This window comes from Chitinophaga horti, from assembly GCF_022867795.2.
Lineage (GTDB): Bacteria > Bacteroidota > Bacteroidia > Chitinophagales > Chitinophagaceae > Chitinophaga > Chitinophaga horti.
The window spans coordinates 5,695,996-5,722,869 of record NZ_CP107006.1 but is presented as its reverse complement, the minus strand read 5'-3'; the positions used below and the strand labels follow the sequence as shown (position 1 = coordinate 5,722,869).

The window sequence follows — 26,874 nt, the reverse complement described above, 5'->3', positions numbered from 1 at the left end:
GCATCATTGATCAAGGCTTGTCTGTTGCTCTCTGGCCGCAAAAAAAGCATCATCATAAATCAACGGCCTGTCTCCATCAAGCACGATAAAGACAAGAATCGCCAGCCTCCATCAGGCTGCGAATAAAAAGATGCATCATCATAAATAAACTGCCTACCAGGCTCCGAAATAAAAAGAGGCTGCTCATCATCATGAGACAGCCTCTTTTCTTATAGACCCAACCTTTATTCCGGCATATTCATCTTCCCGATAATAAGAAACGTTGCAAAGTTAGTCGCACTATACGTTTGCCCGGGATCATGCACTACCGCATATCCCTTCCATTCAGTGGTAATTTTATCGAATGAATCGGAAACGATCGTACTGGCTGTCGCCAAAGGCCCGTTGCCCGTCACCGCCACTGTGTATTTAGGTATCTGCTCAAACAACGCAGCGCTACCCTCCATTGCCGTGTAGAAATTCACCTGGTAGGTTTTACCCATCGTGGTGTTCGTTAACAGTACCACGATCCGCGACTTTCCGGCAGGCAGCTCTTCCACCGTAATTTCTGTGGCAATCGTCATAGCATGCGAGCCAACATAGGCAGCGCCGTATTTGCCGGTGTTGACCATATACTGGTAAGCCTTGGAGCCCATGGGCGCCTCATCTTTATCTTTACAGGCTGAAAAACTGATGAATAGGGTGGTTAACAACAGGTACAGCTTCAGGGTTGCGTTCGTTTTCATAAACTGGTGGTTTTGTACTGCTATCTTCCCATTTACGGAACAAATAAGGACTATGGTTTTATCACTATGACATAAAAAAACGCAGCAGACATAAGTCCACTGCGCGTTTCAATAAGTTGCAATATGTAATTATCGCCTGATCACTACTGGTGTACCCACTTTTACCACGTTATAGAGTTCCGCCACATCGCTGTCTTTCATACTTACGCAGCCCAGCGTCCAGTTTACACGTCTTTCCACATACACATCGTTGATACCCGAGGCGGATTCTACCCCATGAATGCCGATTCCGCCACCCAGGTCGGTATTGGCACTTACCCCACGGCTGCGCGACTTCTGGTACGATTCTGCGTTGGGATAATCCAGCAGCATGAAGCGATTCCAGCGATTGTCCATACGTTTAGAAAGAATGCGGAAGGTACCCTCCGGCGTGCGGCGGTCACCCTGAACTTGTTTGTCCGACTGATCTTTATTGCCAAACACTACTTTGTAGATCTTCAGCAACGTAACATCTTCGTAAAGGTACATGCGATATTCGCTTTTATCTACCAGCAGAAACACTTTACTGCCATCGATGAGGGATGGTTTCAGACGAACGGTATACAAGTCACTTTCGTTGTTAAAACTGCACAGGGGAAATAATAACACCAACAGGCAGTAACGGATCAATTTCTTCATAGGAGTTAAAATCACTCCAATAACGTAACATGATAAAAATTTATTGTGGTATAAACGAGGCGGGAGAAAAGGCTCCCCCTCTTCTCCCGCTTACTTAATTTGATATCAATTATTTAGTAGCCGAACAACGTTTCCAGGCTCAGCTTTTTCACCTCACCGATCTTTTTGAGTTCGTCCTGCTTTACATTCTTTTCAGATGCTACAATACAGTAGGTGTAAGCCTTGTTGGCGAGATTGGCGTCGTGGAACTGCTTTACGTCCTTGAAACCCAGCTTATTAATCGCCGCATAGGTATCTTTACGCAAATCATGATCCACCCCCAGGCGCTGCGACTTCAGGTAGCTGAAAATGATCGCATCCTGAACGACCCTTTCTGTTTCAATGCCCTGCCTGATGCTTTCACGCGCAGTAGCCAATGCTTTATCAGATTCGGGCAATACGTTCAGCAGCTCGTTCATGCCGCCGATCGCCTCGCTCATTTTATCGGCCTGGCTACCCACATACGCCACTACGGCATATTTATCGTCTTTCTTGTCCGGCGCTGAATATACCGCGTAGGTAGAGTACGCCAACGCTTTCGATTCGCGGATGGTTTGGAATACGATCGATCCCATACCGCCACCGAAGTAAGCATTAAATAACTCTACAACAGGTACGGTCGCCGGCTCATAAGTCGCCCCGGTACGCACCCAGTTAACCTCAGCCTGCACCATGTCGTATTCTGCAAACAAAACCTGGTTAGCCGTTTGGGTCGTTTTCTGGAACTTAGCTGCTGGCAGACCGGCTTTAAAAGAGGCTGGGATGCTATGCAGTTTCGCAATATGCGCACTCGCTACACCAGCTGCTTCCGGACCATAATACACAACCGAATGTTTCTGGTTTGGCAGGTCATGTAAGATCGCCACCAACTCATCCGCCGTTATCGCATCCAGCTCCGCATCGGAAAGGTTGTGATTGAACGGATTCTGAGGCCCGTACATGGCATAATTCACCAGTCCGCGCATTACATACGTCTTATTCAGTTTAGCGTCTGCACGGCCCTTTTTTGTGCGGTTTTTCATCGCTACGAGTGCTGCCTCGTCGGGCTTACAGTTGCGCAGCATATGCTCGAACAAAGTAACTGCCTGGTCGAAGTTTTCCTGCAAACCGGAAATCTCGATCTGCGTATACTCCTGCCCCAGCTCGTTGCCAATCTTGTAAGAGCAGGCCAGGTTGTAGAACTCACGGCTGATTTCCTGCGCAGAATATTTATCGGTCGCCAGGAAACGCAGGTACTGCATGGCTAAAGGCAGCTTCTTATTGTGCCAGGAACCCTGGTCGAAAAGGTAGTTGAGGCGGAACAAGCCGTTATCTTTATTCTGCACAGAAAGGAAACTGGCGGCACCAATATTACCTTTCTGGATATCCTTGTCAAAGTCCAGCCACTGCGGCTGTACCGGGGTACCGGGCATTTCGCCGATCTTACGCAGGAATTCCGATTGCGCGTCGCGGTTTACTTCAACCGGGGTGATCGACGGCTTATCCACCTTCACAATGCTTTTATCTTCTCCCTGGCGTTTGTAAAGGATTACGTAGTTGTTCGCGAGATATTTGTTGGCAAAGTCCACGATATCTTTTTTGGTCACTTTGCTCATATCGTCAATGAACGCTACATCGTAATTCCAGTTGTTGCCGCGGTGTTTAATGAACGCGTCCATCAGGCTGTTGGCGCGGTTATTATTGCTTTCGAGTCCCTGGATTTCGTACAGCTTAAAGTTGTTTACGATAGCTTTTAGAAGCGACTCGTCAAAATCGCCTTTACGCAATATATCTATCTGCGACAGCAACAGATCACGTACCTCGTCGAGGGTTTGACCCTGCTTGGCGTTACCTGCGAGCATAAACACGGAATAGTCTTTCCAGTTTAACTGGCTTACACTTGAGCGCAACAGTTTTTGCTGCTGGTTCAGGTTCAGGTCAAAAAGGCCTGCTTTGCCGTTGGACAATACCTGCGAAACGGCAGTAGCCACTACGGCAGCGCGGGTGTCCAGCGCACCTGGCAAACGAAACGCCAGGTTAACGTTTTCGGCGTCCGGACCGTAAATCTCTTTCACGATGGGGGCGGTGATAGGCTTTTCCGGCGGGGCTTTGTATTCCGTTACCGGCTTCGGCTTCATGTATCCAAAGCTTTTATCCACCTGTTTAATCACATAATCGGGATTGAAGTCGCCCGCCATGACCACTGCCATATTGTTCGGCACGTAATACTTGTTGTAAAACGCGCGAATCGCTTTCAACGAAGGGTTTTTGAGGTGATCTACGGTACCGATCGTGCTTTGCTGCCCGTAGTTGTGTGTAGGAAATACGGTGGACAGCATCAGCTCGTACATTTTACGACCGTCGTCGTCCAGTCCGCGGTTCTTCTCTTCATACACAGCCTCCAGCTCGGTATGGAAGATGCGGAAGATTGGATTGCGGAAACGCTCTGCCTGTACGGCCAAGAACTTGCCTACGGCGTTGGATGGAATGTCTTCTTCGTAAATCGTTTCTTCTACCCAAGTGTGCGCGTTGGTGCCCTGTGCGCCCATGCCCGCCATCATTTTGTCGTACTCGTTCGCGATCGCATATTTCGCCGCCAGTCCCGACACGCTGTCGATCTGCCGGTAAATGTCTGCACGCTTCGCATTGTCGGTAGTACGATTGTACGTGTCGTACAGCGATTCGATCTTGTCCAGGTAAGGTTTTTCCTTTGCCCAGTCCAGCGAACCATACTTGTACCCTTGAACAGCAGGTGCTCCAGGTAGTGCGCCAGGCCGGTGTGGTCGGCCGGATCGCTGTTGCTGCCGGCGCGGGTGCCAATCAGCGTTTGGATACGTGGTTCCTTATTGTTCACGCTCAGGATCACGGTGAGCCCGTTTTTCAGGGTATAAAACCGTGCCTTCATGGGGTCGGAGGGAATATACTTGTAGGTATATCCTCCCGAGGTTGCCTCTTTCCACGCCGATTGGGCAGACACATTGACTGCGCCGGCAAACAGGGTGATGAAGAGGAGTTTAAACATTTTCATAATGGTGGTTGATTTTAGATGACCAAATATAGGTTCCTTCGCGCATATCAACCACAACAAGCGGGATTTTCACCCTTTAGGCAGGATAAGTGGCAATGTGGCTTCCCTGAAAATCAAAAGGCCCGCCTGAGCGAGCCTTTGAACATACTATGAATCAAAATTAAAATCCGTTTAATCGCACCCCAATGGCAAACGGGAACTGTTCTAACCCGTAGTCATGCAAAGGCGTAAAGGCGAGGTTGCCGTAAAATTTCACCGGACCGTAACCCAGTTCTCCCGTAAACCCTGCACGCCATTTGTTCAGGTTAAAGTCGTCGGTACGTTTGATCTTACCACGCTCCTCGCTGATCTGTTTTGTACGCGCTTTCAGCAGGTAGCCGCCAGTCAGGCCAAAGCTGGCTTTAAAAGCACGGCCCGGCCGGGCAGGATTGGAAGTATAGTTCAACATCAATGGCACCGTCAGGTATTGTGCGAATAATTTGTTCTTACTAAAGGTTACCGAATCGCGCACGATCGTAGTGGGATAACCCGGTTGATAAGTGATGCCCCGTGCGAAATGATAGTTATTCATTTCAAGGCCCAGCGCGTATTGCAGGTTGAATTTGTGCTTGTAGATATTCAAACGCTGCATAAACAGCCACACATTAAAGTTTACCGATTTGCCCGTTAACACCCGAAATTCTGTAGGCGTAAGCGGCGCGCTGGTCGTACGAGGCGCAAAGGTGTTTAATCCCGAGGCCGAGTAGTCGTATGATTTGGACACATGATTGTCGTAAAATCCTACACTGTTCTGGAAGTTATTCGCGGGATAATAACTGAGCGCCAGGGCTTCGTAGTATTTACTTTTATCCACGTAGTTATTGAAGCCGAGATCGAACACCAGCCATTTGGTATGTACGTTCTTCTTCAGCCGGTTACGCAGATAGGCCGTGTCCTGGTATAACTTGTAGTTGCTACGGCCTTTAACGTCTTTGGTTTTAACAATAATAAGCTGTTTTATCTGCACGGTATCGGACGTCTGCACCTGTGCCATCCCTTCCAAAGCCATACCTAAGATAGCCAGCACGAGTAAAATTTTATACTTCATATCCTTAATTGATCATCATGTGTTATTTCCGCTTTTTAGAAAAGAAGCGCGCGACATTTGTGACGCCGTTCATCAGTTTAGAGTCGCCGCTACTGCTTACCGACATAAACAGTTCGCCCTGTATGGGCGCGGCCGCCGCTGCCACGGTAGCCTCCTGCGACTTATCTTGCTGAGGCGCTGCCGCTATCACCGGTTCCTTCACCCCGGTTACCGGGCGTTCCAGGTCCTGCGCTAAAGCAGTTTGCCTGTTTTCGGGGGCTTTGTAGCCACAATTTCCGTTGTTACCAGCTTCGGTTCCGGGGCGCTTACACTCGCGGTGAGCGGCGCCGTAGGTGTTACACTGGTTTTATCTTCGCTTTTATCGGCTTTCGCCACCACCACATTAGTGGCAGGTTTTGTTTTTAGTGTTGTTTTAGGCGCCGTCACTTCCTGTTCTTCAGGCCGGGGCTGCGTTACCGCTACTTCCGGGGTCGCTGCAGGCGTATGATCTTCCTGCTGAACGGCCGCCACCTGCGGTGCAACTACCGGGCTGGCCTCACGTGGCAGTTGCCATACCAGCAAACCTGCTACGATCGCTGCCGCCGCCGACCACCAATAAACAGGGCGCAACGTCCTGGTGCGGGTGGTTTGACGGTAAAGGAGCGCCTTGTTCTCGAAAACGATTGATGTATCCGGGTGCTGACGAGTGGCATTCCAGAGCAGCATTTCCTGTTTCACCTGCGGGTGTTGGCGAACAAACTGCTCAAACAGCTGCCGGTCTTCCGGCGACAATTCGTTATCGATATAACTCAGGAGGTAAGTTTCGTAATTCCCCATATTAACAGGCCCACCGCGATACAGCATGGCCTTGTTGCCGAAACTAAACCCACTCTCCTCCGGCTTCAGCCTAGTACTTTCCAGCAATGTCAGCTCCTGCTTAATGGCAGGATGACGCTCCAGGAACGCTTTCAGTGCGGCCAGTTCGTTACCAGCCAGCTCACCATCGATGTAGCTCAGCAGGTATTCTTCGTAGTTCGATATGTTAATGTCCACAGACATCTCAGTTAAATGGCAAATTTATATAACATTATCAATGCGCACCAGGTATTCCTTTAAATGAGTACGTGCCCGGTGCAGGTAAACCTTCACCTGCGAAGGGTTCAGGTTCATAATCTCTCCAATCTCCTCATAACTGTATCCCTCGTAATCTTTAAGCATGATTAAAGATCGTTGCACCTCACTCAGCCGGTTCAGGGCGCCTTCCAATACACTACGTGCATTGTGCATTTTTTGTTCGGATACACGGTCCTCTTCCTTAAACTGGTCTACCAACGTAATGCGCTTCACTTTGCGCACGTGGTCGATCATATTATGGTACGCTACGGTAAACAGGTAGCTCTTGGCCTTTTCTAAAGGCACATCACTACAATGCTTCCATAAAATTTCAAACGCGTTCTGTACCACATCCCTCGCATCCTCCCCGTGCTCCAGGTTCTTCACAATAAAGCGAAAAAGGTTGTCGGCATACAGATCAACGCATTTGTTGTACTCCTTTTCGGTCATTCCGGATGTTGACTAATATTGCAAAGGTCCGACAAATACGATTATATCCTGCATCCTGCTTATACCAAACTTCTAAGTCACCGGTTATCAATACGTTGGATACAGGATCCGGTATGTTCGACAGGCTACTTCAAGCAGTAATGATAATTATATGACGCAGAGCGGCAACTAAATGTTACATACTCGTCAAACTTTTTTACAATCCGGAGAAAGGGAGACCGGCCCCGGGAATATGATGATACATTTATCCTCTAACTTTGTACCAGGCCATAAAGCAAGCTATCATGAACCAGAACTTTTCCAAAAGGATTACCCAGGAGCTGAGTGAGATCGAAACCGCGGGTTTATTTAAAAGGGAACGCATTATTAATTCCGACCAGGGCGCCGAGATTGAGGTGAACGGTAAAACCGTAATTAACTTTTGCGCCAATAACTACCTCGGCCTCTCCAGCCACCCCAAAGTACTGGAAGCTGCCCACAAAGCACTCGACAGCCGCGGTTACGGTATGAGCAGTGTACGCTTCATTTGCGGCACGCAAGACATCCACCGCGAACTTGAGTTGAAAATTGCCCAGTTCCTCGGAACCGAAGATACGATCCTCTACGCGGCGGCATTCGACGCCAACGGCGGTGTTTTCGAGCCCCTGTTCAACGAGCAGGACGCGATCATCTCCGACGCGCTTAACCACGCTTCTATCATCGACGGTGTTCGCCTGTGTAAAGCACAGCGCTACCGCTATGAACATAACAACATGGCCGACCTGGAAGCCAAACTTCAGGAGTCGCAACACTTGCGCAGCCGCATTATCGTTACCGACGGCGCTTTCAGCATGGACGGCACCGTGGCCCAGCTCGACAAAATCTGCGACCTGGCCGATAAATATGATGCGATCGTCATGATCGACGAAAGCCACTGCTCCGGCTTTATGGGCAAAACCGGTCGCGGCACCCACGAATACTGTGGCGTAATGGGCCGTATCGACATCATTACCGGCACCCTCGGTAAAGCGTTGGGTGGCGCATCCGGCGGTTTTACCAGCGGTAAAAAAGAAGTGATCGACATGTTGCGTCAGCGCAGCCGTCCGTACCTGTTCTCTAACTCGCTGGCTCCCAGCATTGTAGGCGCATCCATCGCGGTGCTGGACATGCTGAGCGAAACCACCGAACTGCGCGATAAGCTTGAAAACAACACAAAATATTTCCGTTCTAAAATGACGGAAGCCGGCTTTGACATTAAGCCCGGCGACCACCCGATCGTACCCGTAATGCTGTATGACGCCGTACTGAGCCAGCAGTTTGCTGACAAATTGTTACAGGAAGGCATTTACGTTATCGGCTTTTTTTACCCCGTTGTGCCAAAAGGCCAGGCGCGCATTCGTGTGCAGCTGAGTGCCGGGCACGAGCAACACCATCTGGATCAGGCCATTGCCGCCTTTACCAAAGTGGGTCGCGAACTGGGCGTAATTAAAGAGAACGCAGCTGTTTGATTTTAAATTGATAAATGGAGTAAGGGGTTGTCTTTTATAAGACGACCCTTTTTGTTTACCAGCCATGGTAGCACTTTTCAGCCGCCGCTGTGTCACTCACTTGTACCGCAGGTTCCCTATTCAGCGAAACAACTCCTCCTTTCCCGGTCATGGAGAACAAGGATCATCGGAGGATCCTGCAAAGACCTATCAGCTAAAATACTACCAGTCGGCTGGCATAAAAAAGATGTATTATCAACACAACTAATTGACTATCAAGACAATAGCTTATTCGTCTGGATCATAACTGATTGACGATCAATAAGATAACATGATCAAGTCCACATTAAATCCGCCTCAAATCCACTATATCTCCACCTTTTCTCCACTAATATTGGTATTATATTCCGCTGTTATCCCGATGATACTCCGATATTACTCCTGAATGAATCCAACAAGACAGCAATGAACGATACATCTGAAGGCGATTGCAAGTAAATCCCCTATGTTACCTTACTTTTGCACCGTTAAACAATTATGCTGATGAAACTTTTTGGCTGGATATTACTGGCGGCTGGATTAATGCTGAATGCCTGCGCACCAAACAACGTGCACACCGAAAAAAGCTGGGAAAAATACTTTGCCGAGTACAAAATCGAGGGCACTTTCATGCTGTTCGACAATGGCCGGGGCAACTTTAAAGTATACAACATGGAGCGTGCCCAACAGGCATTTACACCTGCCAGCACCTTTAAGATCCTCAACTCCCTGATCGCACTGCAAACAGGTGCTATCAGCGATACCGGCTACGTGATCAAGTGGGACAGCATTCCGCGCGAAGTACCCGCCTGGAACCAGGACCTGAGCATGCAGCAGGCGTTTAAGGCCTCATCAGTACCCTATTACCAGGAGGTTGCCCGCCGCATTGGCCGCGACAACATGCAACACTGGCTCGATACGGTAAAATACGGCAATATGAAAATCAGCCGCATCGATACTTTCTGGCTCGATAATTCGCTGAAGATCACACCGGACGAAGAGCTTGGCTTTGCGAAAAAGCTTTATTTCGACCAGTTACCTTTTGCCAAAACGAATATGGAGTTCGTGCGTAACATGATGCTCATGGAAACGACGCCTAAATATAAACTCAGCTACAAAACAGGCTGGGGCCGCGCCGGCGCAAAACACATCGCCTGGATCACAGGTTGGATCGAGAACGATGGCCGCCCGTCTTTCTTCGTGCTTAACTTCGAAACCGAAGATGAAAGCCTGGACATTCCGAAAATCCGGATGGATATTTTGAAAAAGATTCTGACAGAAGAAGAGCTGATGTAAGGTTCTCTCTTAACTTATAAATCAAGGGCTGCCTGTGAAAGGGCAGCCCTTTTTGCTGGCCGGCATCACATCTGCCCGAAGTTATTCGTTAAAAAACTCATAAATAACTTTCAGGGCCTCTTGCAAACAAGGATAAAAAAATTATTTTTGAAGGCAGCCATATCGCTCGTCGATAGCGCACAACTTACAACATGCTACGTTTTCAACATACAGAATACCTTTGGGCCCTCGCGCTGTTACTGGTGCTGCTGGCCGCTTTTATCTCCATCACCTGGTGGAAACGCCGTTCCATTCGCCGTATCGGCGATCTCGAACTGGTGGAAAAGCTATTTACCGGTTACTCCCGCAAACTCTTCACCCTGAAGTTCATACTGGTGTTTATCGCCTTCTTTTTCGGCGCCGTAGGGCTGGCAAACCTGCAAAAAGGCAGCCGTATGGAAAAGATTACGCGTAAAGGGGTAGACGTAATCGTCGCGCTGGACGTAAGTAAAAGTATGCTCGCTTCCGATGTAAAGCCCGACAGGCTTACGCGTGCCAAACAGATGATCAACCGCCTGATGGAAAAGCTGGACAATGATCGCATTGGCCTGGTAGTATTCGCCGGCAACGCCTACCTGCAAATGCCACTTACGGTCGATTATTCCGCCGCCCGTATGTTCCTGTCCACCGTTACGCCCGACATGATCCCAACGCAGGGTACGGAAATCGCCGAGGCAATTAAGATCAGCAACGACGCGTTCAATAAGAAGGAACGTAAACATAAAGCACTCATCATTATCTCCGACGGTGAAGACCATGACGAGGGCGCCATCAGCGCAGCCAAGAAGGCTTTTGAAGATGGCGTGGTGATCAGCACCGTAGGTGTAGGTTCCACTTCCGGCTCCCCACTCCCCGACGCGGAAACGGGCGGCTTTAAAAAGGACCGTGAAGGCAAGACTGTGATATCCAAACTAAATGAAGAAGAACTTCGCTCCCTGGCCGCCGCCGGCCGCGGTGTATACCAACACCTGGACGATGCCGAGGATGTGGTAAGTACGCTCGCCGCCAAAATAGACGGTATGGAGCAGAAGGCCTTTGGTGAAAATATTTTTACCGACTATAACAGCTACTTTCAATACTTCCTGGGTATTTGCCTGGTGTTACTGGTGCTGGAAATGTTTGTTCCCGAAGTGCGCCCAAGTAAACAGGCAGCTTAAAAATGAATGATGATGAAGAAACTTACGCCGATATATGTACTGGCTTTTCTGCTGCTGATGGCGGCAGGCGCCTCTGCACAGAGCAGCAATAAGCTGATCCGCCAGGGCAACGACCAGTACCAGAAAAAGCAGTATAAAGAAGCGGAAACTTCTTATAAAAAAGCGATCGAACGAGACCAGGCTTCGGTAGAGGGTAATTACAACCTCGGCAACTCGATGTACGAACAAAAACGTTTCGACGATGCCCGTAAACAATACGCCAGCAGTGCCAAAATAGCCACCAGTAAAGCGGTGAAGGCAGATGCGAACTATAATTCCGGCAACACTTTTATGGAAGAAAAGAAGTGGGAAGAAAGTATCCAGTCGTACAAAGCAGCGCTGAAAGCCAATCCACAGGATGAAGCCGCCCGCTACAATCTTGCTTATGCTCAACAAATGCTGAAAAAACAGCAGCAGCAACAACAGCAGAACAAAGACAACAAGGATAATAAAGACAAGAAAGACAACAAGGATAAAAAAGACGATAAGAACAAAGACAAGAAAGACCAGGATAAAGACAAAAAAGATGAGGACAAGGATAAGAAAGATAAAGACAAGCAGGATGAGAAAGATGGTGATAAAGAAGACGAGCAGGACAAAAAGCCGCAGCCAATGCCCAGCAAGTTGAGCCAGCAGGAAGCCGAGAACCTGTTAAAAGCCCTGGCGCAGGAGGAAAAGAAACTGCAGGATAAAGCGAAAAAGATCAAAGGCCGGCCGGTTACAACCGACAAAGACTGGTAGCTCACCGCCTTCAAAATACGAGTCCCCGCTGGAAACAGCGGGGACTTTTCTTTTTCTCTCATAAACAAAAATCCGGTAACAGGTACCGGATTTAGCTTGATAATAAAAACCTCTCTATTGATTCTGTGGTAACCTTGACTTATTTATGTTGACAGCGACTCCATTCATTCAATCTCATTTCCAATCGCACGATGAATGAAGCTAAGCATGGTTCCCGTTCGCGGATCGCATGCAAAGTTAGGGGCTGCCGCCCCCACATTATTGGACAAAACAGCAATTAACTGGTACTATTTGAACATCGCATCCCTGAAGTCGTGGGGCGAGTAACCGGTATGGTTCCGAAAGAAGCGGCTGAAGTACGCAGGGTCTTCAAAACCAAGCTCATAGCAGATTTCTTTGACCGAACGCTGGCTATAGGCGAGCTGGCGTTTGGCCTCCAGCACCAGGCGGTCGTGCAGCATTTCGGTAACGGTTTTGCCCACCGCATCTTTAGTAATCTCACTCAGCCGTTTAGGGGTCAGCGCCACGGCATCCGCGTAAAAAGCAGCCTGGTGCTCTTTTCTGAAATGTTGTTCCAGGATGTGCCGCAGTTGCAGTACCCGGTTATCGAACTGCGTTTTTTCACTGATCGTGTTGGCGAGGTTGCTCCGCTTTTCACGTTCTGCCAACAATAAAAAGGCATTCAGGTGATTTTTGAGGATACTGCGACTGTATTTCGGATCGGTGATCGCCGCTTCCGCGTACATCAGCTCTATAAGTCCCAGCGCGGCATTGGCTGCCTGCGGCCGGATACGCACGGGCGCATAGGCCTGCGAATAGTCGAACAGGGAAGTAAGATCGAACTGGGTATCGCGCTCATGTTTGTTAGAAAAGAAAAACTTCTCGGTGAACACGATCACATGGCCTTCGCGGCGGCTGTCCAGCACCTGGTGTACTTGCCCCGGCCGCAGGAAGAATAACATATCGTCCTCCAGCTCATAACTCACAAAATCGACCACATGCTGGCCTTTGGCTTTTGTAAACCAGATAATTTCAAAAGTTTCGTGCGTATGCGGGAATCGGCTTAGCTCATTGGCGAAGGCCCCGAGATCAAATACGGAGAACTGTCCCTTAAGCGGGAGCTGTTGATAGGGAATTTCAGATATGGCTTTAGGGTTCGGCATAGTATAAAGGAAACAAAAAATCGGGAAATGCCCGGCAGGTTTTACACTAACGGAGCCTCCGCATTTTTAATGCTTCATACCTTCCCTGCTTTTAGCTAATTTTGACCCACGTAAAGGAGGAACAGTATGCAATTGTATTGCAATTCATTAACACAGTATAAGCGGCTGGCTACGCTGGAAGCCCGGGTGGGCGACTTGTTGATCGGGAATTTTAACCCTATCCGCATTCAGACCATGACCACTACCGACACGATGGACACCAAGGGCACCATCGAACAGGCCATCCGTTGTATAGAAGCCGGCGCCGAATTAGTGCGCATTACCGCCCCCAGCAAAAAGGAAGCAGAAAACCTGCTGCCTATCAAGGAAGGACTGCGTGCCCGCGGGTACAAAACCCCGCTGGTGGCCGATATCCACTTTACGCCCAATGCCGCGGAAGTTGCCGCCCGCATCGTGGAAAAAGTGCGTATCAATCCCGGTAACTACATCGATAAAAAGAAATTCGAACTGCTGGAATATACCGATGCCGAGTACCTGGAGGAAATTGACCGCATCCGCGATCGTTTTACCCCGCTCGTTAACATCTGTAAGCAATATGGCACCGCCATGCGCATCGGCACCAACCACGGCTCGCTGAGCGACCGTATCATGAGCCGCTATGGCGATACGCCCATGGGTATGGTGGAAAGTGCCATGGAGTTCCTGCGGATTGCGGAGGATCTTAACTATCGCAACATCGTGCTGAGCATGAAGGCAAGTAATCCACAGGTGATGGTGCAAGCCTACCGCCTGCTGGTGCAAACCATGCAACAGGAACTCGGCCACGCATACCCGCTACACCTCGGTGTAACGGAAGCCGGTGACGGTGAAGATGGTCGTATCAAATCGGCCATTGGCATAGGCACCCTGCTGGAAGACGGCGTGGGCGATACAATCCGTGTTTCTCTTACGGAGGACCCGGAGTTTGAACTGCCTGTATGCCGCGACCTGGTGAAACGTTATACCCGGCGTGAAAGCCATGCGCCCATAGCACCTATGCTGGCACAACTGCCTTACTCCCCGTATGCCTACAAACGCCGCGAATCGATCAACATCGGTAATATCGGCGGCAAACAGGTTCCGGTGGTAGTAGCTGACTTCAGCCACCTGCAACAGATTACACCAGCTGATCTGCAAAGCATCGGCTACAGCTACGATAAGGCTACCGACAAATGGAACATTGGTGACGCAGCTGCAGACTACATCTTTACCGGTGATAAGCTGCTCGACTTCGCACTGCCCGGCATGCTGAAGGTGATTACCTACCCGGCTGCCTGGGAAAAAGCAACAGACAAAACAAAGTATTTCCCCTTCTTCAATACAGAGAGCTTCCTGGCGGCGAACTACAAAGCTGCCATCAACTTTGTAGCAGTGAATGCGGACGAACTTTCCAGCGCTCCGGTGCAGGAGTTAATCGCTCAGCTCAGTGATCCGGCCCTTGCCAATGCCGTGGTGCCGGTTATTTACGCTTCTTCCGAACATGCGATGGCGGCCGTGCGCAGAATGCTGGTAGAACTGCTGGACAAGCGATTGAGTAATCCTGTTATTCTCCACACTATCAGCAAATGGGACCATGCAGACGATGACCTGATCCACTACTCCACCGAAACCGGCGCATTGTTGCTGGACGGGTTTGGCGATGGATTGTGGCTGAAACAGGCGGCTAATGCGGAACATCAGCCGTCGGTGGTGAATAACGTGGCATTCGGCATACTACAGGCGACGCGTACACGTATTTCCAAAACAGAATACATCTCCTGCCCTTCCTGCGGCCGTACTTTATTTGATTTGCAGGAAACCACTGCGCGCATCCGCGCGGTAACCAATCACCTGAAAGGCGTTAAGATCGCGATCATGGGTTGCATTGTTAACGGTCCAGGTGAAATGGCGGACGCAGACTTTGGCTATGTAGGCAGCGGTGTTGGAAAGATCACGCTCTATAAAGGCAAAGATGTGATGAAACGCGGTCTCAACAGCGATGTAGCCGTTACAGAACTGATTAACCTGATCAAGGACAATGGGATGTGGGTGGATGCTCGTTAGCGTAGCTGCCTCACTCACATCGTCATCGCGAATGAAGTGAAGCGAACCTTCGCTCCAGTCCCCGGACAATACAACCAGGCGGCCATGAGGTACAAAACGAAGACTGTACACGAGGATGGCCACGCGCTGCTCGCCATGATGATCAGCATTAATACTATAAATAAAAACACCTGCCCGGATGAAGCGGCAGGTGTTTATCACTGATTTTTGGGGTCCCGTCAGGGATTTGGGGTTAAATGTCTTTGAAACATGATGCAAAGTAACACCAGCGGGCCGTGGCATACAAGCGTAGTTCTACGCAATTTTTCCATTGCGAGATAGCACGTAAATCAGCCATGGCATTGCTTGTTGCACAATAAAAAACCCGCTGCAAATGAACGATGCAGCGGGTTTGTATTTTTATCCTTTTAGTTAGATATCGTATTCGAGGTTTGGCCTTAGCCACTTCTCTACTTCCTCCACAGACCAGCCTTTACGCGCGGCGTAGTCCTCAACCTGGTCCTTTTCGATCTTACCTAAACCGAAATATTTAGCCTCCGGATTGGCCATATACCAGCCGCTCACGCTCGAAGCCGGGTACATTGCCAGCGACTCTGTAAGAATGATGCCGGTGTTTTTAGTCGCTTCCAGCATATCGAACATCTTCCACTTTTCGGTATGGTCGGGGCAGGCGGGATAACCGGGCGCAGGGCGGATGCCGGAGTATTCTTCCCTGATCAGCTCTTCGTTGCTGAAGTGCTCCTGGTTGGCGTAACCCCAAAACTCTTTACGTACCCTTTCGTGCATCAACTCCGTGAAGGCCTCTGCAAGACGGTCGGCCAGCGCTTTGAGCATAATGCTGTTATAATCGTCGTGCTCCTTTTCAAACTTCTCCAGCCACTTCTCGATACCAATACCAGCAGTTACCGCGAAGGCACCAATGTAATCCTGCTTACCAGTAGTTGCCGGCGCAATATAATCCGCGAGCGACAGGTTAGGTTGACCAGGTGCTTTTTTGATCTGCTGGCGCAGGAACTCGAGGTTTACTTTGGAACCATCCGGCAGATCTACTGTAACGGTATCGCCGCCATTAGAGTTAGCAGGGAACAAGCCAATTACCGCTTTACAGCCTAACCACTTTTCTTTCACAAGTCGGTCGAGCAAGGCTTTCGCGTCTTCGTAAAGTTTCGTCGCTTCCTTACCTACCACTTCATCCGTAAGTATCTGCGGGAATTTACCATGCAGCTCCCAGGCGATGAAGAACGGTTGCCAGTCAATATATTTCGCGATTTCGGCCAGATCGTAATCTTCAAACACCTGTATGCCCAGCTTTGCAGGCTTTACCGGTTGAAACTTCTCCCAGTCGATATTGGTTTTATTCTTTTGCGCAGCCGGGAAAGGCAGGTATTGTTTTACCGGCTTTTTATTACGGAAAGATTCATTCAGTTTTTCGTATTCGGACTGTACCTCGGTGAGGAAGTTCTTTTTAAGTGCTTTGTTGAGCAGGCTGCCTGTCACCGTAACACTCCTTGAAGCATCCAGTACGTGTATCACACCATTTGCATACTCCGGCGCGATCTTAACGGCCGTATGCGTACGGGAAGTAGTAGCACCACCGATGAGCAAAGGCACATCGAACTGCTGACGCTTCAGCTCACGGGCTACGTGCACCATCTCGTCGAGGCTCGGGGTGATGAGGCCACTCAGGCCGATAATATCCACCTGCTGTTCGCGGGCGGTTTGCAGGATCTTTTCTGCGGGCACCATTACACCCAGGTCGATGATGTCGTAACCGTTACAGGCCAACACCACACCCACAATGTTTTTACCGATGTCGTGTACGTCGCCTTTTACAGTGGCGAGCAATATTTTACCGGCCGACTTGATAACGCCGCCGTTCTCCGCCACCATCCTGGCTTTCTCCTCCTCGATAAATGGTGTTAACACCGCTACCGACTTCTTCATTACACGGGCGCTTTTCACTACCTGTGGGAGGAACATTTTACCACTGCCGAACAGGTCACCAACGATGTTCATTCCATCCATCAGCGGACCTTCGATTACATCCAGCGGGCGGGGATATTTCTGACGGGCTTCTTCCGTATCACCCTCTATATATTCGGTGATACCGTTTACGAGTGCATGGCTCAAACGCTCTTCCACCGTACCGTTACGCCACTTTTCATCTTTCTCGATAACCTTACCTTTCGCCTTTACCGTTTCGGCAAATGCAATCAGTTTCTCCGTAGCATCTTCATGCCTGTTAAGGATCACATCTTCGCAAAGATCACGTAACGTAGGGTCGATTTCGTCATAGATCTGGATCATACCGGCATTTACAATGCCCATGTCCATACCCGCCTTAATCGCATGGAAGAGGAATACGGAGTGCATCGCCTCACGCACTACATCATTACCACGGAAAGAGAAGGAGATGTTACTTACGCCACCGCTTACCTTGGTGAGCGGCATCAGTTCTTTGATCTTACGCGTCGCCTCAATGAAGTCGATCGCATAATTATTATGTTCTTCAATACCCGTCGCCACGGCGAAGATGTTCGGGTCGAAGATGATGTCTTGCGGATCGTACCCTACCTGTTCGGTGAGGATCTTATAAGCACGGTAGCTGAAATCAACACGCTTCTGGTAAGAATCAGCCTGCCCGTTCTCGTCGAATGCCATTACGACAACCGCTGCACCAAAGCTTTGGCAGATGCGGGCTTGTTCAATGAACTTGGCTTCGCCTTCTTTTAAGCTGATGGAGTTTACCACACACTTACCCTGCACGCATTTAAGTCCCGCTTCGATGATGCTGAACTTACTGGAGTCGATCATAATAGGGATCTTGGAAATGTCCGGCTCCGCGGCCAGCAGGTTCAGGAACGTGGTCATAGCCTTTTCGCCGTCGAGCAGCGCATCGTCCATGTTCACGTCGAGGATCTGGGCGCCGCTTTCCACCTGTTGGCGGGCAACGGACAGCGCTTCTTCGTACAGTCCTTCTCGAATGAGTCGGGCAAATTTCTTGGAACCGGTTACGTTGGTACGTTCGCCGACGTTCAGAAAGTTGGTTTCGGGCCTTACTACCAGCGGCTCTAGACCAGCGAGGCGTAAGTATGGTTTAATCGTGAGTGTGCTTGTATTCATTTTCTCCTTGTGCTAAGGTTCGGTGTTAATATAGCCTACACCTTTTCTACAACCGGTAAGGGTCTTGGTGAAATAGTTTTTACGTGCTGTGCGATGTGACGGATGTGGTCGGGCGTGGTGCCGCAGCAGCCGCCAACGATGTTCACATAACCTTCACGGGCGAAGTCCTCGATAATGCAGGCAGTATCTTCCGGCTCTTCATCGTATTCACCGAATGCGTTTGGCAGGCCCGCGTTGGGATAGCAGCTGGTAAAGCAACTGGCGATCTGCGACAGTTCCGATATATGGGGACGCATCTGTTCACCACCAAGGGCGCAGTTCAGGCCGATGGAGAATGGATGTGCGTGCATTACCGAAATGTAGAAGGCCTCCAGCGTTTGTCCGCTCAGCGTTCTGCCCGAGGCATCCGTGATGGTGCCGGAGATCATGATCGGCAGTTCTATATTATGCTCGCGGAAATACTTCTTGGCAGCATAGATAGCAGCTTTGGAGTTGAGTGTATCGAATATTGTTTCGATAAGCAGGATATGTGCGCCACCGTCTACCAGGCCGGATATCTGCTCATAATAAGCATCTGCCACCTCGTCGAATGTTACGGAACGATAACCCGGGTTATTCACATCGGGCGAAAGCGACAACGGCTTGTTCATCGGCCCGATAGCGCCTGCTACGAAGCGGGGCTTTTCAGGGTTACGCGCCGTGTAGTCGTCGGTAGCGCGGCGCGCGATCCGGGCGGCTTCCAGGTTCAGTTCATACGCCAGCGACTGCATATCGTAGTCCGCCTGCGCGATAGTCGTACTGCTGAATGTATTAGTTTCAATAATATCGGCACCTGCTTCCAGGTATTCGCGGTGAATAGCCTCGATGATCTGCGGCTGCGTAATACAGAGCAGGTCATTATTACCTTTCACATCAGCATGATAGTCTTTGAAACGTTCGCCACGGTAGTCGGCTTCTTCCAGCTTGTAACGCTGGATCATGGTGCCCATGGCCCCATCAATTATCAGAATGCGCTCTGCGGCGCATTGTTGGAGTGTCTTCATTTTGTTATGTTTATTAGTTTCGGTTTAAGAATGCCCCTGGTCAACAATAAACAAATCCACCAAAGAGTGAGCAAAGATAATAAAACTATTACTAAAGATTCCAAACCCTTATCAGCAAAGGATTTCAGGTATTTTTTATAAAAAAGTCAAGAATTTATTTGGTATAGTCCATAAACCCTACTAGTTTTGTAGGGTAATCAACAGGCAGGATAGTACAAAGGTACTGTTCACTGGCCGGAAGAACCAAACCACCATTATTATGATTATCCTGGAACAACAACAAAAGCTGAACACGAGAAAGACTGAGCAGGCAAAATACCGCCTTCTTCCTAACGGCGGATGTAGTTGTATGCGAATGTGAATAGGCCAGGCACACTCCTTGTGAGGATGCGGTGCTTAACAACCAACTTATTCACTTTCAAAACCGACCAAGATGACCATACAGCAGTACATCAATCAGCTGACGACCAATTTCGAGAAACTTGGGCTTACCAAAGTAGGCCAGGAAGACTCATTAACGGGCAACACCTTTAAAGTGTGCTTTATAAACAAATACGAGCTGCACCGGCAACAGGAATTGCTGGGCACTCCGCCAGGTAACAAGAAAAAACCGAAGCCTGCGAAGTAGGTTTCGTTTAAAGATAAATGCAACAATTGCGTATTCATAACGTGGAATAGTTACCGTAGACAGGCGCTCTCAAGCGCCTGTATTTTTTTGTATAAACTCCGGTCAGATCATGGTATAAGCCAGGCAGAAGATGCTCACCGTAACATTGTGGCCCTGCTGTAGTTGCCGGGCGCAGGCTTCGAGTGTGGCGCCGGTGGTTAGTACATCGTCGACAAGCAGTACATGTTTGTTTTCCAGTTGGGCAAGATGTTGCCCGGCAAATACATCGCCTACGTTTTGCCAGCGATCGCCGCGGCCTTTATGGGTTTGTGTTTGCGTGTAATTCTTCCGTTTCAATACATCATGGAGTAACGGGCAACCCGTCACGTCCTTTATTCCTTCGCCAAGCACGCCGGCCTGGTTGTAACCGCGCTTCCGCTCGCGGCTTTTAAACAATGGCACCGGCACCACACCCGATACATCATTGAACCATGGGCATTCGAGCAACATGTTGCCCATCTGCCGGCCGAGATACAATGCAATGTCGCGACGACCCAGATATTTAAAGGAGTGGATCAGTTGCTGGAGATTTGATCTTTTGCCAAAGAAGTAAGCTGCGCTGCCATGCGCTACCGGTGAGCGCCCCCAGAACAACTTTTCAATTGGATTGTTGGCTACCATATGGAAACGGGTAGCCGGCATTCGCTGGTAACAACGCAGGCAAAGCACCTCTTCATGCCGGGAAAGATCACGACCGCAGCCCTCGCAGCTGTGCGGGTAAAACAAATGGAGGAGAGGGGAAAACATACCGTATCTATTTCGTTCAAAGATACGCTGCTACAAAGGATTTGGAAGCTATGTATAGATGTACTTTAGGGCGGTGTTCGGCTGTTTTTTCACCATAAGAACAACTGAAGTTCGCATTTCAGAGCCGCACGTTTTTAACTTATATCAAATCTGGCTCTTACATTGTTATTTTTCCAATCTATTGGCATATCCTCCCAAGAGGCACATTCCTGATTTTGGAGAAATCCAGTCCTTTTGGTATTATCTACTTTTATCAGAATAACAGCTGGTACACCTCTTCTACCCTACCCAAAGGCACCACTTCAATTTTCAGTTTAGAGAAATCAAGCCCCTTCTTATTGTATTTGGAGATGAAAATCTTCTCAAAGCCCAGCTTCTCTGCTTCTGCAATTCGTTGCTCAATCCTGTTTACCGCCCTTATCTCGCCACTAAGTCCCACCTCGCCGGCGAAGCAAACTTTATTTGGGATCGCCAGGTCCTCGAACGACGACAATAGTGCACATAACACCGCCAGGTCGATGGAAGGGTCTTCTACCCTTAAGCCGCCCGCAATGTTAAGGAACACATCTTTAACCCCGAAGTGGAAACCGCCCCTTTTCTCTAATACCGCCAGCAGCAATTGCAGCCTGCGCAGGTCGAAACCGGTGACCGTACGTTGTGGTGTTCCGTAAACAGATTGGGTGACCAGCGCCTGCACTTCTACCAGCATCGGCCTGAGTCCCTCGATAGTAGCCGCGATCGTTACGCCGCTCAGCATATCTTCCCGCTGGGAAATGAGTATTTCGGAGGGATTTGTGACCTGCCGCAAACCATCGCCGGTCATCTCGTAAATACCTAGTTCGGCGGTGGATCCAAAACGGTTTTTTATTGTGCGTAAAATGCGGTAAGCATAATGCTGATCACCTTCGAATTGAAGGACTGTATCCACCATATGTTCCAACACCTTAGGACCAGCAATTGATCCATCTTTGGTAATATGGCCGATGAGGAAAACAGGTGTATTGGTTTCTTTGGCAAACCGCTGCATTTCGGCAGCCGTTTCTCTTATTTGTGATACGCTACCTGGGGCAGATTCTATCAATGGCGTTTGCAACGTTTGAATAGAATCGATGATCACCAGGTCGGGTTTCAGTTTTTTAATTTCAGCGAAGATGGTTTGGGTAGAAGTTTCGGTGAGCAGATAGAACTGTTCGTTATTGATCTTTAACCTGTTGGCGCGCATTTTTATCTGCTGTTCGCTTTCTTCGCCGCTTACGTACAATATCTTCAAATGCTTTAGCAGTAAGGCATTCTGGAGAAACAAAGTAGATTTTCCGATACCGGGTTCGCCGCCTACCAGCACAAGCGATCCGGCAACGATTCCACCACCCAGTACGCGGTTGAGTTCACCATCAGGTGTAAGAAAACGTTGCTCTTCAATCGCATCCACTTCGTCCAGGCTCACGATTTTGTTCACACGTTTGACGTCTTCTTTCCATTCCTGTTGACGTAAAGGAATTTCTTTCTGAACCTTTTCTTCTACAAATGTGTTCCATTGATTACACGATGGACATTTTCCCGTCCACTTAGCAGTTTCATATCCACAGTTTTGACAAAAGAAAGCCGTTCTAATTTTACTCATGCGTTAAAGGTAATGGAAAAGAAATTTTTCGATGATGCGAGAACTTGAAGTGGGGATTTTTCTGACGTCAAACATCATCTGAACAGAAGCAAAAATTGTTGTCGAAAATGAGGAAGAAAAATGTGTAAAAAGAGAAAAGAGCCAACGGAAGATTCCGCTGACTCTTTCTACTTACTAACCCATTAAATTCAGGTCTAAATTACTAAATGGGCTTAGAATAAAAAAGTTTATTTAAAGGATGTTAATAACTTTTAAAGTGTTAATTGCGTAGTTGTCAGATCGGCGCAAACCCCCGATCGTAGCCTATTTCAATTGACAAGAACTTCCATTATGCAATCGTAAATTATTGATAAATAGAGGTGGTAAAGATTAGTTTGATATATAAGTATTAAATCATATTAGAACCAATAATAAACTCATATTTCGCTTGGAAAATTGTTGTTTAAACCCACTTTTCGGCCACATTGACAGTGTTAATTTTTCGTACATGACAAACAGCTGGGGCAGCCTGACACCACTGTCAAAAAGTGTTAAAGCTTTATTAAATTGATGGAATTGGTAGGTGATTTGCGATGACTTTGTATAATTTAAAACCTGACAAAAGATAAAATATTAATAATATGTTTTCACCTATGATTTCACCGGCCATTACCCTTACCTCGATCGCGTTCCTGGTGATAGGGATGCTGGTAAGCTGGCGCCTGAAGAGTAAGTTTAAGGAATTTAGCCTCGTACCCACTTCTTCCGGCCTTTCCGGACGCGAAGTGGCAGAGAAGATGTTGAGAGACAATGGAATAACTGACGTTCGGGTAACTTTATCCGAGGGTTTCCTGAGCGACCACTTTAATCCGGCTACTAAAACGGTGGCGCTGAGCCCTGATGTGTATGAGGGCCGGAGCGTAGCAGCCGCCGCCGTAGCGGCCCATGAATGCGGTCACGCGGTGCAGTATGCTACCAATTACCCCTGGATCGCGCTTCGTTCGAAGCTTGTACCGGCGGTGCAGTTCAGTTCATCCATCGTTCCCTGGGTACTGATGATTGGCGTCTTGTTAATCAATGCTTTTCCGGCTTTGTTGCTTGGCGGTATTATACTGTTCGGTGTAACCACGCTGTTCTCTATCATTACCCTCCCTGTGGAGTTTGACGCCTCGCGCCGCGGCCTGGCATGGCTTGAGAGCACAAATATTACCCGTGGGCGTGAGCAGGAGCAGGCGAAAGACGCGCTGAAATGGGCGGCTATGACCTACGTGATAGCGGCCATATCTTCCCTGGTAATCCTCATTCAGTATATAATGATCTACGCCGGCGGTCGACGCGACTAACGCGAACTGCTTTAAAATATAGCCCCGTCCGACGCATCATATGCCGGACGGGGTTCTTTTTTACCTTAAATCCGGGGGCAAATGTGCCGTAAAAGCCGTGAAATGCGGGCATTCTACAGGTGTATTTTAAAAGAGATACAAATTTTTTATTGTAAATCAGTAAGTTACAAAGGCCCTATCAAAAAAACTTATCAAAATCGATGGTTATTATTTATTAACCGGTTAACTTTGCCCTCCCGAAATAGACGACGTTAAACTTATTTTAAACAATGAATACTTTAAGCTTCAAAACAAAACATGCCAACGAAGCGACTATCAAGCGCGACTGGCACATTGTAGATGCTACCAACCTCACAATGGGACGTATGGCGGCTAAGATTGCTTCTGTTTTAAGAGGCAAAACCAAGCCTTATTACACTCCCCATGCTGACTGTGGTGATTATGTGATCGTTATCAATGCTGAGAAGATCGTTTTTACAGGTAACAAAATGGAAGAAAAGGAATACATCACTTTCTCCGGCTACCCTGGTGGTCAGAAGAAAGAGGTGGCTAAAGACCTTATCCGCCGCCGTCCTGAGGTAATGATCGAGAAGGCTGTAAAAGGCATGCTCCCTAAAAACCGCCTGGGTCGTAAAATGTACAAAAAACTGTTTGTATATGCTGGCGCCGAGCATCCTCATGCTGCTCAGAAACCACAGTCTTTAACTTTCTAATTTTTCTTGATACATGGAAAAGCAAAAAAATACCATTGGTCGTCGTAAGGAAGCAGTTGCCCGCGTATACATCAGCAAAGGCACCGGCGCTATTACCGTAAACGACAAAGACTATAAAACATATTTTTCTCTGATCTATCTGCAGAACCAGGTGGAACTGCCGCTGAAAACTATTGATGCTGTAGATAAATTCGATGTAAAGGTGAACGCTGCAGGCGGTGGCATTAAAGGCCAGGCTGAAGCAATTAAACTGGGTATTGCCCGCGGTCTTTGCGAAGTAAACCCAGAGTTTCGTCCCGCGCTGAAAGCTGCTGGCTTACTGAAACGCGACCCAAGAGCTGTTGAACGTAAGAAACCAGGTAAACGTAAAGCTAGAAGGAGCTTCCAGTTCTCTAAACGTTAATAGCTGGAATCGTCGAATTTATTTTTTGACTATCAATCTGATTAAAATAACATGGAAAATAATACTTCATTACAGCAGCAGTTACTGGAAGCCGGTGTGCACTTCGGTCACCTGAAGAAGAAATGGAATCCGAAAATGCTGCCTTATATCTTCGCTGAGAAGAAAGGTATTCACATCATCGACCTGAACAAAACTGTGGAAGGTCTGCAGGAAACTGCAGCAGCACTGAAATCTATCGCTAAAAGCGGTAAGAAAATCATGTTCGTTGCTACTAAAAAGCAGGCTAAAGAAATCGTGGCCGAAGCGGCAAAACGCGTTAACATGCCTTACGTTACCGAAAGGTGGTTAGGTGGTATGCTGACCAACTTCGCAACTATCCGTAAGAGCGTTAAGAAGATGCAGAGCATCGAGAAAATGCTGACTGACGGTACTTTCGATAACATCACTAAGAAAGAGAAACTGACGCTTACCCGCGACAAAGAGAAAATGGAGAAAGTGCTGGGCGGTATTGCTCAACTGGCACGTGTTCCGGCAGCTTTGTTCATGGTAGACATCAGCCACGAGCATATCGCACTGGCGGAAGCAAAACGACTGGGCATCTCTACTTTCGGTATGGTGGATACTAACTCCGATCCTACCAAAGTTGATTTCGCTATCCCTGCGAATGACGACGCTACTAAATCTATCGCTATCATCGTTAACTATATCGCCGCTGCAATCGCAGAAGGTCTGTCTGAAAGGGCAACTGATAAAACTGATGACGTAGCTGAAGAAGAAGAAGCGGACAACAAAGCCCGCAAATTCGAGCTGGAAGGCGGCGAAGGCGAGCGTGGTGAAAGAGGTCGTCGTCCTGGCGGTCCTGGTGGAGCTGGTGGTCGTGGCCCCGGCGGTCCTGGTGGCCGTGGTGGCAACCGCACTGGTGGTCCCGGTGGTAACCGTCCTGGTGGCGGTGGCAACCGTCCTGGCGGTAACCGTCCTGGTGGCGGTGGAAGCCGTCCCGGTGGCAACGCTGGCGGTGGCGCAAGAAGGCCTGCTGGTCCAAGATAAGTAGTATCTAACCCGCGAGGGAATATATACCTGTAATTGTTGAATTGCCTAAAACTTATGAAATACTAAGGTTTAAGCAATTCAACAATTCAGTATTAAATGGAATGTAAAAGGGATCCTGCTCCAAACAGGCTTAACCATTTAGTAACTGATATCTCTCTTCCTCCCTTTTTCTATTTAGTAATTTGACTCGTAACATTTAAAACTCTTTATATACCATGGCAACAATTACAGCGGCTGACGTGAACAAACTGCGTCAACAAACAGGAGCTGGTATGATGGATTGCAGAAAAGCACTCGTTGAAAGCGACGGTGATTTCGAAAAAGCAGTTGACTACCTGCGCAAAAAAGGCCAGAAAGTAGCTGCCCTCCGCTCCGACCGCGAAACCAAAGAAGGCGTTGTGATCGCAAAATCTAACGGCAAAACTGGTGTTGTAGTACTGCTGGCTTGCGAAACCGACTTCGTTGCGAAAAACGAAGACTTCGTAAAATTCGCTCAGTCTATCGCTGACCTGGCCCTGGCCAACAACGTTAAAACTGTTGAAGAACTGGGTGCAACTGCACTTGACGGCGCAACAGTAACCGATAAAGTAAACGACCAGGTTGCTAAAATCGGTGAAAAAATCACCCTCGCCCGTTTCGAAAGAATCGACGCTGAGTCTGTAACCGCTTACATCCACGGCAACTACCGCATGGGCGTACTGGTTGGTTTCACCAAAGAAGTTTCTGCTGAAGTAGGTAAAGACGTGGCTATGCAAATCGCCGCTATGAACCCGATCGCAGTTGACGAGAAAGGTGTTTCTGCCGACCTGATCCAGCGCGAAAAAGAAATCGCTATTGAGCAGATCAAAGCTGAAGGCAAACCTGCTGAAATGGCTGAGAAAATCGCTCAGGGTAAACTGGCGAAATTCTACAAAGAAAGCACCCTGCTGCAACAGGCTTTCGTGAAAAACGGCGATCAGTCCGTTGGTCAATACCTGAAATCAGTAGCTGCTGATCTTACTGTAACTGGATTTACAAGGGTTGCATTAGGATAATGCACCTTCACCATAAAAAAGGAGAGAATTTAACATTCTCTCCTTTTTTTG

General features: G+C 48.5%; 24 protein-coding genes. 11 read left to right on the top strand and 13 right to left on the bottom strand.

Translation table 11 applies throughout. The features are described 5' to 3' along the window. Positions 1 to 224: 224 nt before the first annotated feature. The 8 genes from MKQ68_RS23210 to MKQ68_RS23175 all read right to left on the bottom strand — a co-directional run bounded on the left by MKQ68_RS23210 (position 225) and on the right by MKQ68_RS23175 (position 7,078). The gene (locus tag MKQ68_RS23210; RefSeq protein WP_264281147.1) at positions 225 to 725 is read right to left on the bottom strand and encodes a hypothetical protein; all 501 of its coding nucleotides are present in this window, start codon (positions 723 to 725) and stop codon (positions 225 to 227) included. 129 nt (positions 726 to 854) lie between these two features. Further along, on the bottom strand, positions 855 to 1,403 hold the full coding sequence (locus tag MKQ68_RS23205) for a L,D-transpeptidase family protein (protein ID WP_244836660.1): 549 nt from the start codon (positions 1,401 to 1,403) through the stop codon (positions 855 to 857). 113 nt (positions 1,404 to 1,516) lie between these two features. Beyond that, positions 1,517 to 4,030: a M16 family metallopeptidase gene (locus tag MKQ68_RS23200; protein ID WP_264281146.1), complete on the bottom strand. Its 2,514-nt coding sequence runs from the start codon at positions 4,028 to 4,030 to the stop codon at positions 1,517 to 1,519. Further along, entirely contained in the window at positions 3,979 to 4,449 is a 471-nt protein-coding gene (locus MKQ68_RS23195; RefSeq protein WP_264281145.1) for an insulinase family protein, read from the bottom strand. Before MKQ68_RS23195 ends, MKQ68_RS23200 begins: the two co-directional genes overlap by 52 nt. 160 nt (positions 4,450 to 4,609) lie before the next feature. Next, positions 4,610 to 5,536, bottom strand: coding sequence for a PorT family protein (locus MKQ68_RS23190; protein WP_264281144.1), 927 nt, complete (start codon positions 5,534 to 5,536; stop codon positions 4,610 to 4,612). A 22-nt stretch (positions 5,537 to 5,558) separates the two neighbouring features. Beyond that, on the bottom strand, positions 5,559 to 5,738 hold the full coding sequence (locus MKQ68_RS23185; RefSeq protein ID WP_244836652.1) for a hypothetical protein: 180 nt from the start codon (positions 5,736 to 5,738) through the stop codon (positions 5,559 to 5,561). A gap of 29 nt (positions 5,739 to 5,767) precedes the next feature. Continuing rightward, the gene (locus MKQ68_RS23180) at positions 5,768 to 6,568 is read right to left on the bottom strand and encodes an anti-sigma factor family protein (RefSeq protein WP_244836651.1); all 801 of its coding nucleotides are present in this window, start codon (positions 6,566 to 6,568) and stop codon (positions 5,768 to 5,770) included. 24 nt (positions 6,569 to 6,592) lie between these two features. Beyond that, positions 6,593 to 7,078, bottom strand: coding sequence for an RNA polymerase sigma factor (locus MKQ68_RS23175; protein WP_264281143.1), 486 nt, complete (start codon positions 7,076 to 7,078; stop codon positions 6,593 to 6,595). Between the two features lie 284 nt (positions 7,079 to 7,362). Here MKQ68_RS23175 and kbl point away from each other — a divergent pair, with 284 nt between their 5' ends. The 4 genes from kbl to MKQ68_RS23155 all read left to right on the top strand — a co-directional run bounded on the left by kbl (position 7,363) and on the right by MKQ68_RS23155 (position 11,855). Continuing rightward, positions 7,363 to 8,565 carry a glycine C-acetyltransferase gene (gene kbl / locus MKQ68_RS23170; protein WP_264281142.1) on the top strand — a complete coding sequence of 401 codons (1,203 nt, stop codon included), beginning with the start codon at positions 7,363 to 7,365 and terminating at the stop codon, positions 8,563 to 8,565. A 516-nt stretch (positions 8,566 to 9,081) separates the two neighbouring features. Next, on the top strand, positions 9,082 to 9,879 hold the full coding sequence (blaOXA, locus tag MKQ68_RS23165) for a class D beta-lactamase (RefSeq protein ID WP_264281141.1): 798 nt from the start codon (positions 9,082 to 9,084) through the stop codon (positions 9,877 to 9,879). Positions 9,880 to 10,070: 191 nt separating this feature from the next. Continuing rightward, on the top strand, positions 10,071 to 11,075 hold the full coding sequence (locus tag MKQ68_RS23160; RefSeq protein ID WP_264281140.1) for a VWA domain-containing protein: 1,005 nt from the start codon (positions 10,071 to 10,073) through the stop codon (positions 11,073 to 11,075). Positions 11,076 to 11,087: 12 nt separating this feature from the next. Continuing rightward, positions 11,088 to 11,855 carry a tetratricopeptide repeat protein gene (locus tag MKQ68_RS23155; protein ID WP_264281139.1) on the top strand — a complete coding sequence of 256 codons (768 nt, stop codon included), beginning with the start codon at positions 11,088 to 11,090 and terminating at the stop codon, positions 11,853 to 11,855. Between the two features lie 287 nt (positions 11,856 to 12,142). Here MKQ68_RS23155 and MKQ68_RS23150 read toward each other — a convergent pair whose 3' ends face one another. Continuing rightward, positions 12,143 to 13,018 (bottom strand): AraC family transcriptional regulator, encoded by an 876-nt coding sequence (locus MKQ68_RS23150; RefSeq protein ID WP_264281138.1) that lies wholly within the window; start codon positions 13,016 to 13,018, stop codon positions 12,143 to 12,145. Between the two features lie 126 nt (positions 13,019 to 13,144). Between MKQ68_RS23150 and ispG the strand changes: the two genes are divergently transcribed. Continuing rightward, on the top strand, positions 13,145 to 15,100 hold the full coding sequence (gene ispG / locus MKQ68_RS23145) for a (E)-4-hydroxy-3-methylbut-2-enyl-diphosphate synthase (protein ID WP_264281137.1): 1,956 nt from the start codon (positions 13,145 to 13,147) through the stop codon (positions 15,098 to 15,100). Positions 15,101 to 15,511: 411 nt separating this feature from the next. Here the strand turns inward: ispG and metH are convergent, their stop codons facing one another. Continuing rightward, positions 15,512 to 18,223 carry a methionine synthase gene (metH, locus tag MKQ68_RS23140; protein ID WP_264281136.1) on the bottom strand — a complete coding sequence of 904 codons (2,712 nt, stop codon included), beginning with the start codon at positions 18,221 to 18,223 and terminating at the stop codon, positions 15,512 to 15,514. Between the two features lie 35 nt (positions 18,224 to 18,258). Continuing rightward, positions 18,259 to 19,266 (bottom strand): homocysteine S-methyltransferase family protein, encoded by a 1,008-nt coding sequence (locus MKQ68_RS23135; RefSeq protein ID WP_264281135.1) that lies wholly within the window; start codon positions 19,264 to 19,266, stop codon positions 18,259 to 18,261. A gap of 433 nt (positions 19,267 to 19,699) precedes the next feature. On the opposite strand from MKQ68_RS23135, the gene MKQ68_RS23130 reads away from it, so the two are divergent. After that, on the top strand, positions 19,700 to 19,894 hold the full coding sequence (locus MKQ68_RS23130) for a hypothetical protein (RefSeq protein ID WP_264281134.1): 195 nt from the start codon (positions 19,700 to 19,702) through the stop codon (positions 19,892 to 19,894). Positions 19,895 to 19,996: 102 nt separating this feature from the next. Here MKQ68_RS23130 and MKQ68_RS23125 read toward each other — a convergent pair whose 3' ends face one another. Together MKQ68_RS23125 and radA are read right to left on the bottom strand one after the other, a co-directional pair. Next, positions 19,997 to 20,680: a ComF family protein gene (locus tag MKQ68_RS23125; protein ID WP_244836635.1), complete on the bottom strand. Its 684-nt coding sequence runs from the start codon at positions 20,678 to 20,680 to the stop codon at positions 19,997 to 19,999. A 253-nt stretch (positions 20,681 to 20,933) separates the two neighbouring features. Continuing rightward, entirely contained in the window at positions 20,934 to 22,301 is a 1,368-nt protein-coding gene (radA, locus tag MKQ68_RS23120; protein ID WP_264281133.1) for a DNA repair protein RadA, read from the bottom strand. Positions 22,302 to 22,921: 620 nt separating this feature from the next. Here radA and MKQ68_RS23115 point away from each other — a divergent pair. The 5 genes from MKQ68_RS23115 to tsf all read left to right on the top strand — a co-directional run bounded on the left by MKQ68_RS23115 (position 22,922) and on the right by tsf (position 26,823). Further along, complete coding sequence (locus MKQ68_RS23115; protein ID WP_264281132.1) at positions 22,922 to 23,623, top strand: zinc metallopeptidase; 702 nt, start codon at positions 22,922 to 22,924, stop codon at positions 23,621 to 23,623. Between the two features lie 269 nt (positions 23,624 to 23,892). Continuing rightward, positions 23,893 to 24,336 carry a 50S ribosomal protein L13 gene (gene rplM, locus MKQ68_RS23110; protein ID WP_264281131.1) on the top strand — a complete coding sequence of 148 codons (444 nt, stop codon included), beginning with the start codon at positions 23,893 to 23,895 and terminating at the stop codon, positions 24,334 to 24,336. A 13-nt stretch (positions 24,337 to 24,349) separates the two neighbouring features. Further along, entirely contained in the window at positions 24,350 to 24,739 is a 390-nt protein-coding gene (gene rpsI / locus MKQ68_RS23105; RefSeq protein ID WP_264281130.1) for a 30S ribosomal protein S9, read from the top strand. Between the two features lie 51 nt (positions 24,740 to 24,790). Further along, positions 24,791 to 25,786 carry a 30S ribosomal protein S2 gene (gene rpsB, locus MKQ68_RS23100; RefSeq protein ID WP_244836631.1) on the top strand — a complete coding sequence of 332 codons (996 nt, stop codon included), beginning with the start codon at positions 24,791 to 24,793 and terminating at the stop codon, positions 25,784 to 25,786. Positions 25,787 to 26,004: 218 nt separating this feature from the next. Further along, complete coding sequence (gene tsf, locus MKQ68_RS23095; protein ID WP_264281129.1) at positions 26,005 to 26,823, top strand: translation elongation factor Ts; 819 nt, start codon at positions 26,005 to 26,007, stop codon at positions 26,821 to 26,823. Positions 26,824 to 26,874 lie beyond the last annotated feature (51 nt).

Coding starts and splice junctions, on each gene's coding strand:
- MKQ68_RS23210 (WP_264281147.1), bottom strand. CDS start 725: ATGAAAACGAACGCAACCCTGAAGCTGTACCTGTTGTTAACCACCCTA.
- MKQ68_RS23205 (WP_244836660.1), bottom strand. CDS start 1,403: ATGAAGAAATTGATCCGTTACTGCCTGTTGGTGTTATTATTTCCCCTG.
- MKQ68_RS23195 (WP_264281145.1), bottom strand. CDS start 4,449: ATGAAAATGTTTAAACTCCTCTTCATCACCCTGTTTGCCGGCGCAGTC.
- MKQ68_RS23190 (WP_264281144.1), bottom strand. CDS start 5,536: ATGAAGTATAAAATTTTACTCGTGCTGGCTATCTTAGGTATGGCTTTG.
- MKQ68_RS23175 (WP_264281143.1), bottom strand. CDS start 7,078: ATGACCGAAAAGGAGTACAACAAATGCGTTGATCTGTATGCCGACAAC.
- kbl (WP_264281142.1), top strand. CDS start 7,363: ATGAACCAGAACTTTTCCAAAAGGATTACCCAGGAGCTGAGTGAGATC.
- blaOXA (WP_264281141.1), top strand. CDS start 9,082: ATGCTGATGAAACTTTTTGGCTGGATATTACTGGCGGCTGGATTAATG.
- MKQ68_RS23160 (WP_264281140.1), top strand. CDS start 10,071: ATGCTACGTTTTCAACATACAGAATACCTTTGGGCCCTCGCGCTGTTA.
- MKQ68_RS23155 (WP_264281139.1), top strand. CDS start 11,088: ATGAAGAAACTTACGCCGATATATGTACTGGCTTTTCTGCTGCTGATG.
- MKQ68_RS23150 (WP_264281138.1), bottom strand. CDS start 13,018: ATGCCGAACCCTAAAGCCATATCTGAAATTCCCTATCAACAGCTCCCG.
- ispG (WP_264281137.1), top strand. CDS start 13,145: ATGCAATTGTATTGCAATTCATTAACACAGTATAAGCGGCTGGCTACG.
- metH (WP_264281136.1), bottom strand. CDS start 18,223: ATGAATACAAGCACACTCACGATTAAACCATACTTACGCCTCGCTGGT.
- MKQ68_RS23135 (WP_264281135.1), bottom strand. CDS start 19,266: ATGAAGACACTCCAACAATGCGCCGCAGAGCGCATTCTGATAATTGAT.
- MKQ68_RS23130 (WP_264281134.1), top strand. CDS start 19,700: ATGACCATACAGCAGTACATCAATCAGCTGACGACCAATTTCGAGAAA.
- MKQ68_RS23125 (WP_244836635.1), bottom strand. CDS start 20,680: ATGTTTTCCCCTCTCCTCCATTTGTTTTACCCGCACAGCTGCGAGGGC.
- radA (WP_264281133.1), bottom strand. CDS start 22,301: ATGAGTAAAATTAGAACGGCTTTCTTTTGTCAAAACTGTGGATATGAA.
- MKQ68_RS23115 (WP_264281132.1), top strand. CDS start 22,922: ATGTTTTCACCTATGATTTCACCGGCCATTACCCTTACCTCGATCGCG.
- rplM (WP_264281131.1), top strand. CDS start 23,893: ATGAATACTTTAAGCTTCAAAACAAAACATGCCAACGAAGCGACTATC.
- rpsI (WP_264281130.1), top strand. CDS start 24,350: ATGGAAAAGCAAAAAAATACCATTGGTCGTCGTAAGGAAGCAGTTGCC.
- rpsB (WP_244836631.1), top strand. CDS start 24,791: ATGGAAAATAATACTTCATTACAGCAGCAGTTACTGGAAGCCGGTGTG.
- tsf (WP_264281129.1), top strand. CDS start 26,005: ATGGCAACAATTACAGCGGCTGACGTGAACAAACTGCGTCAACAAACA.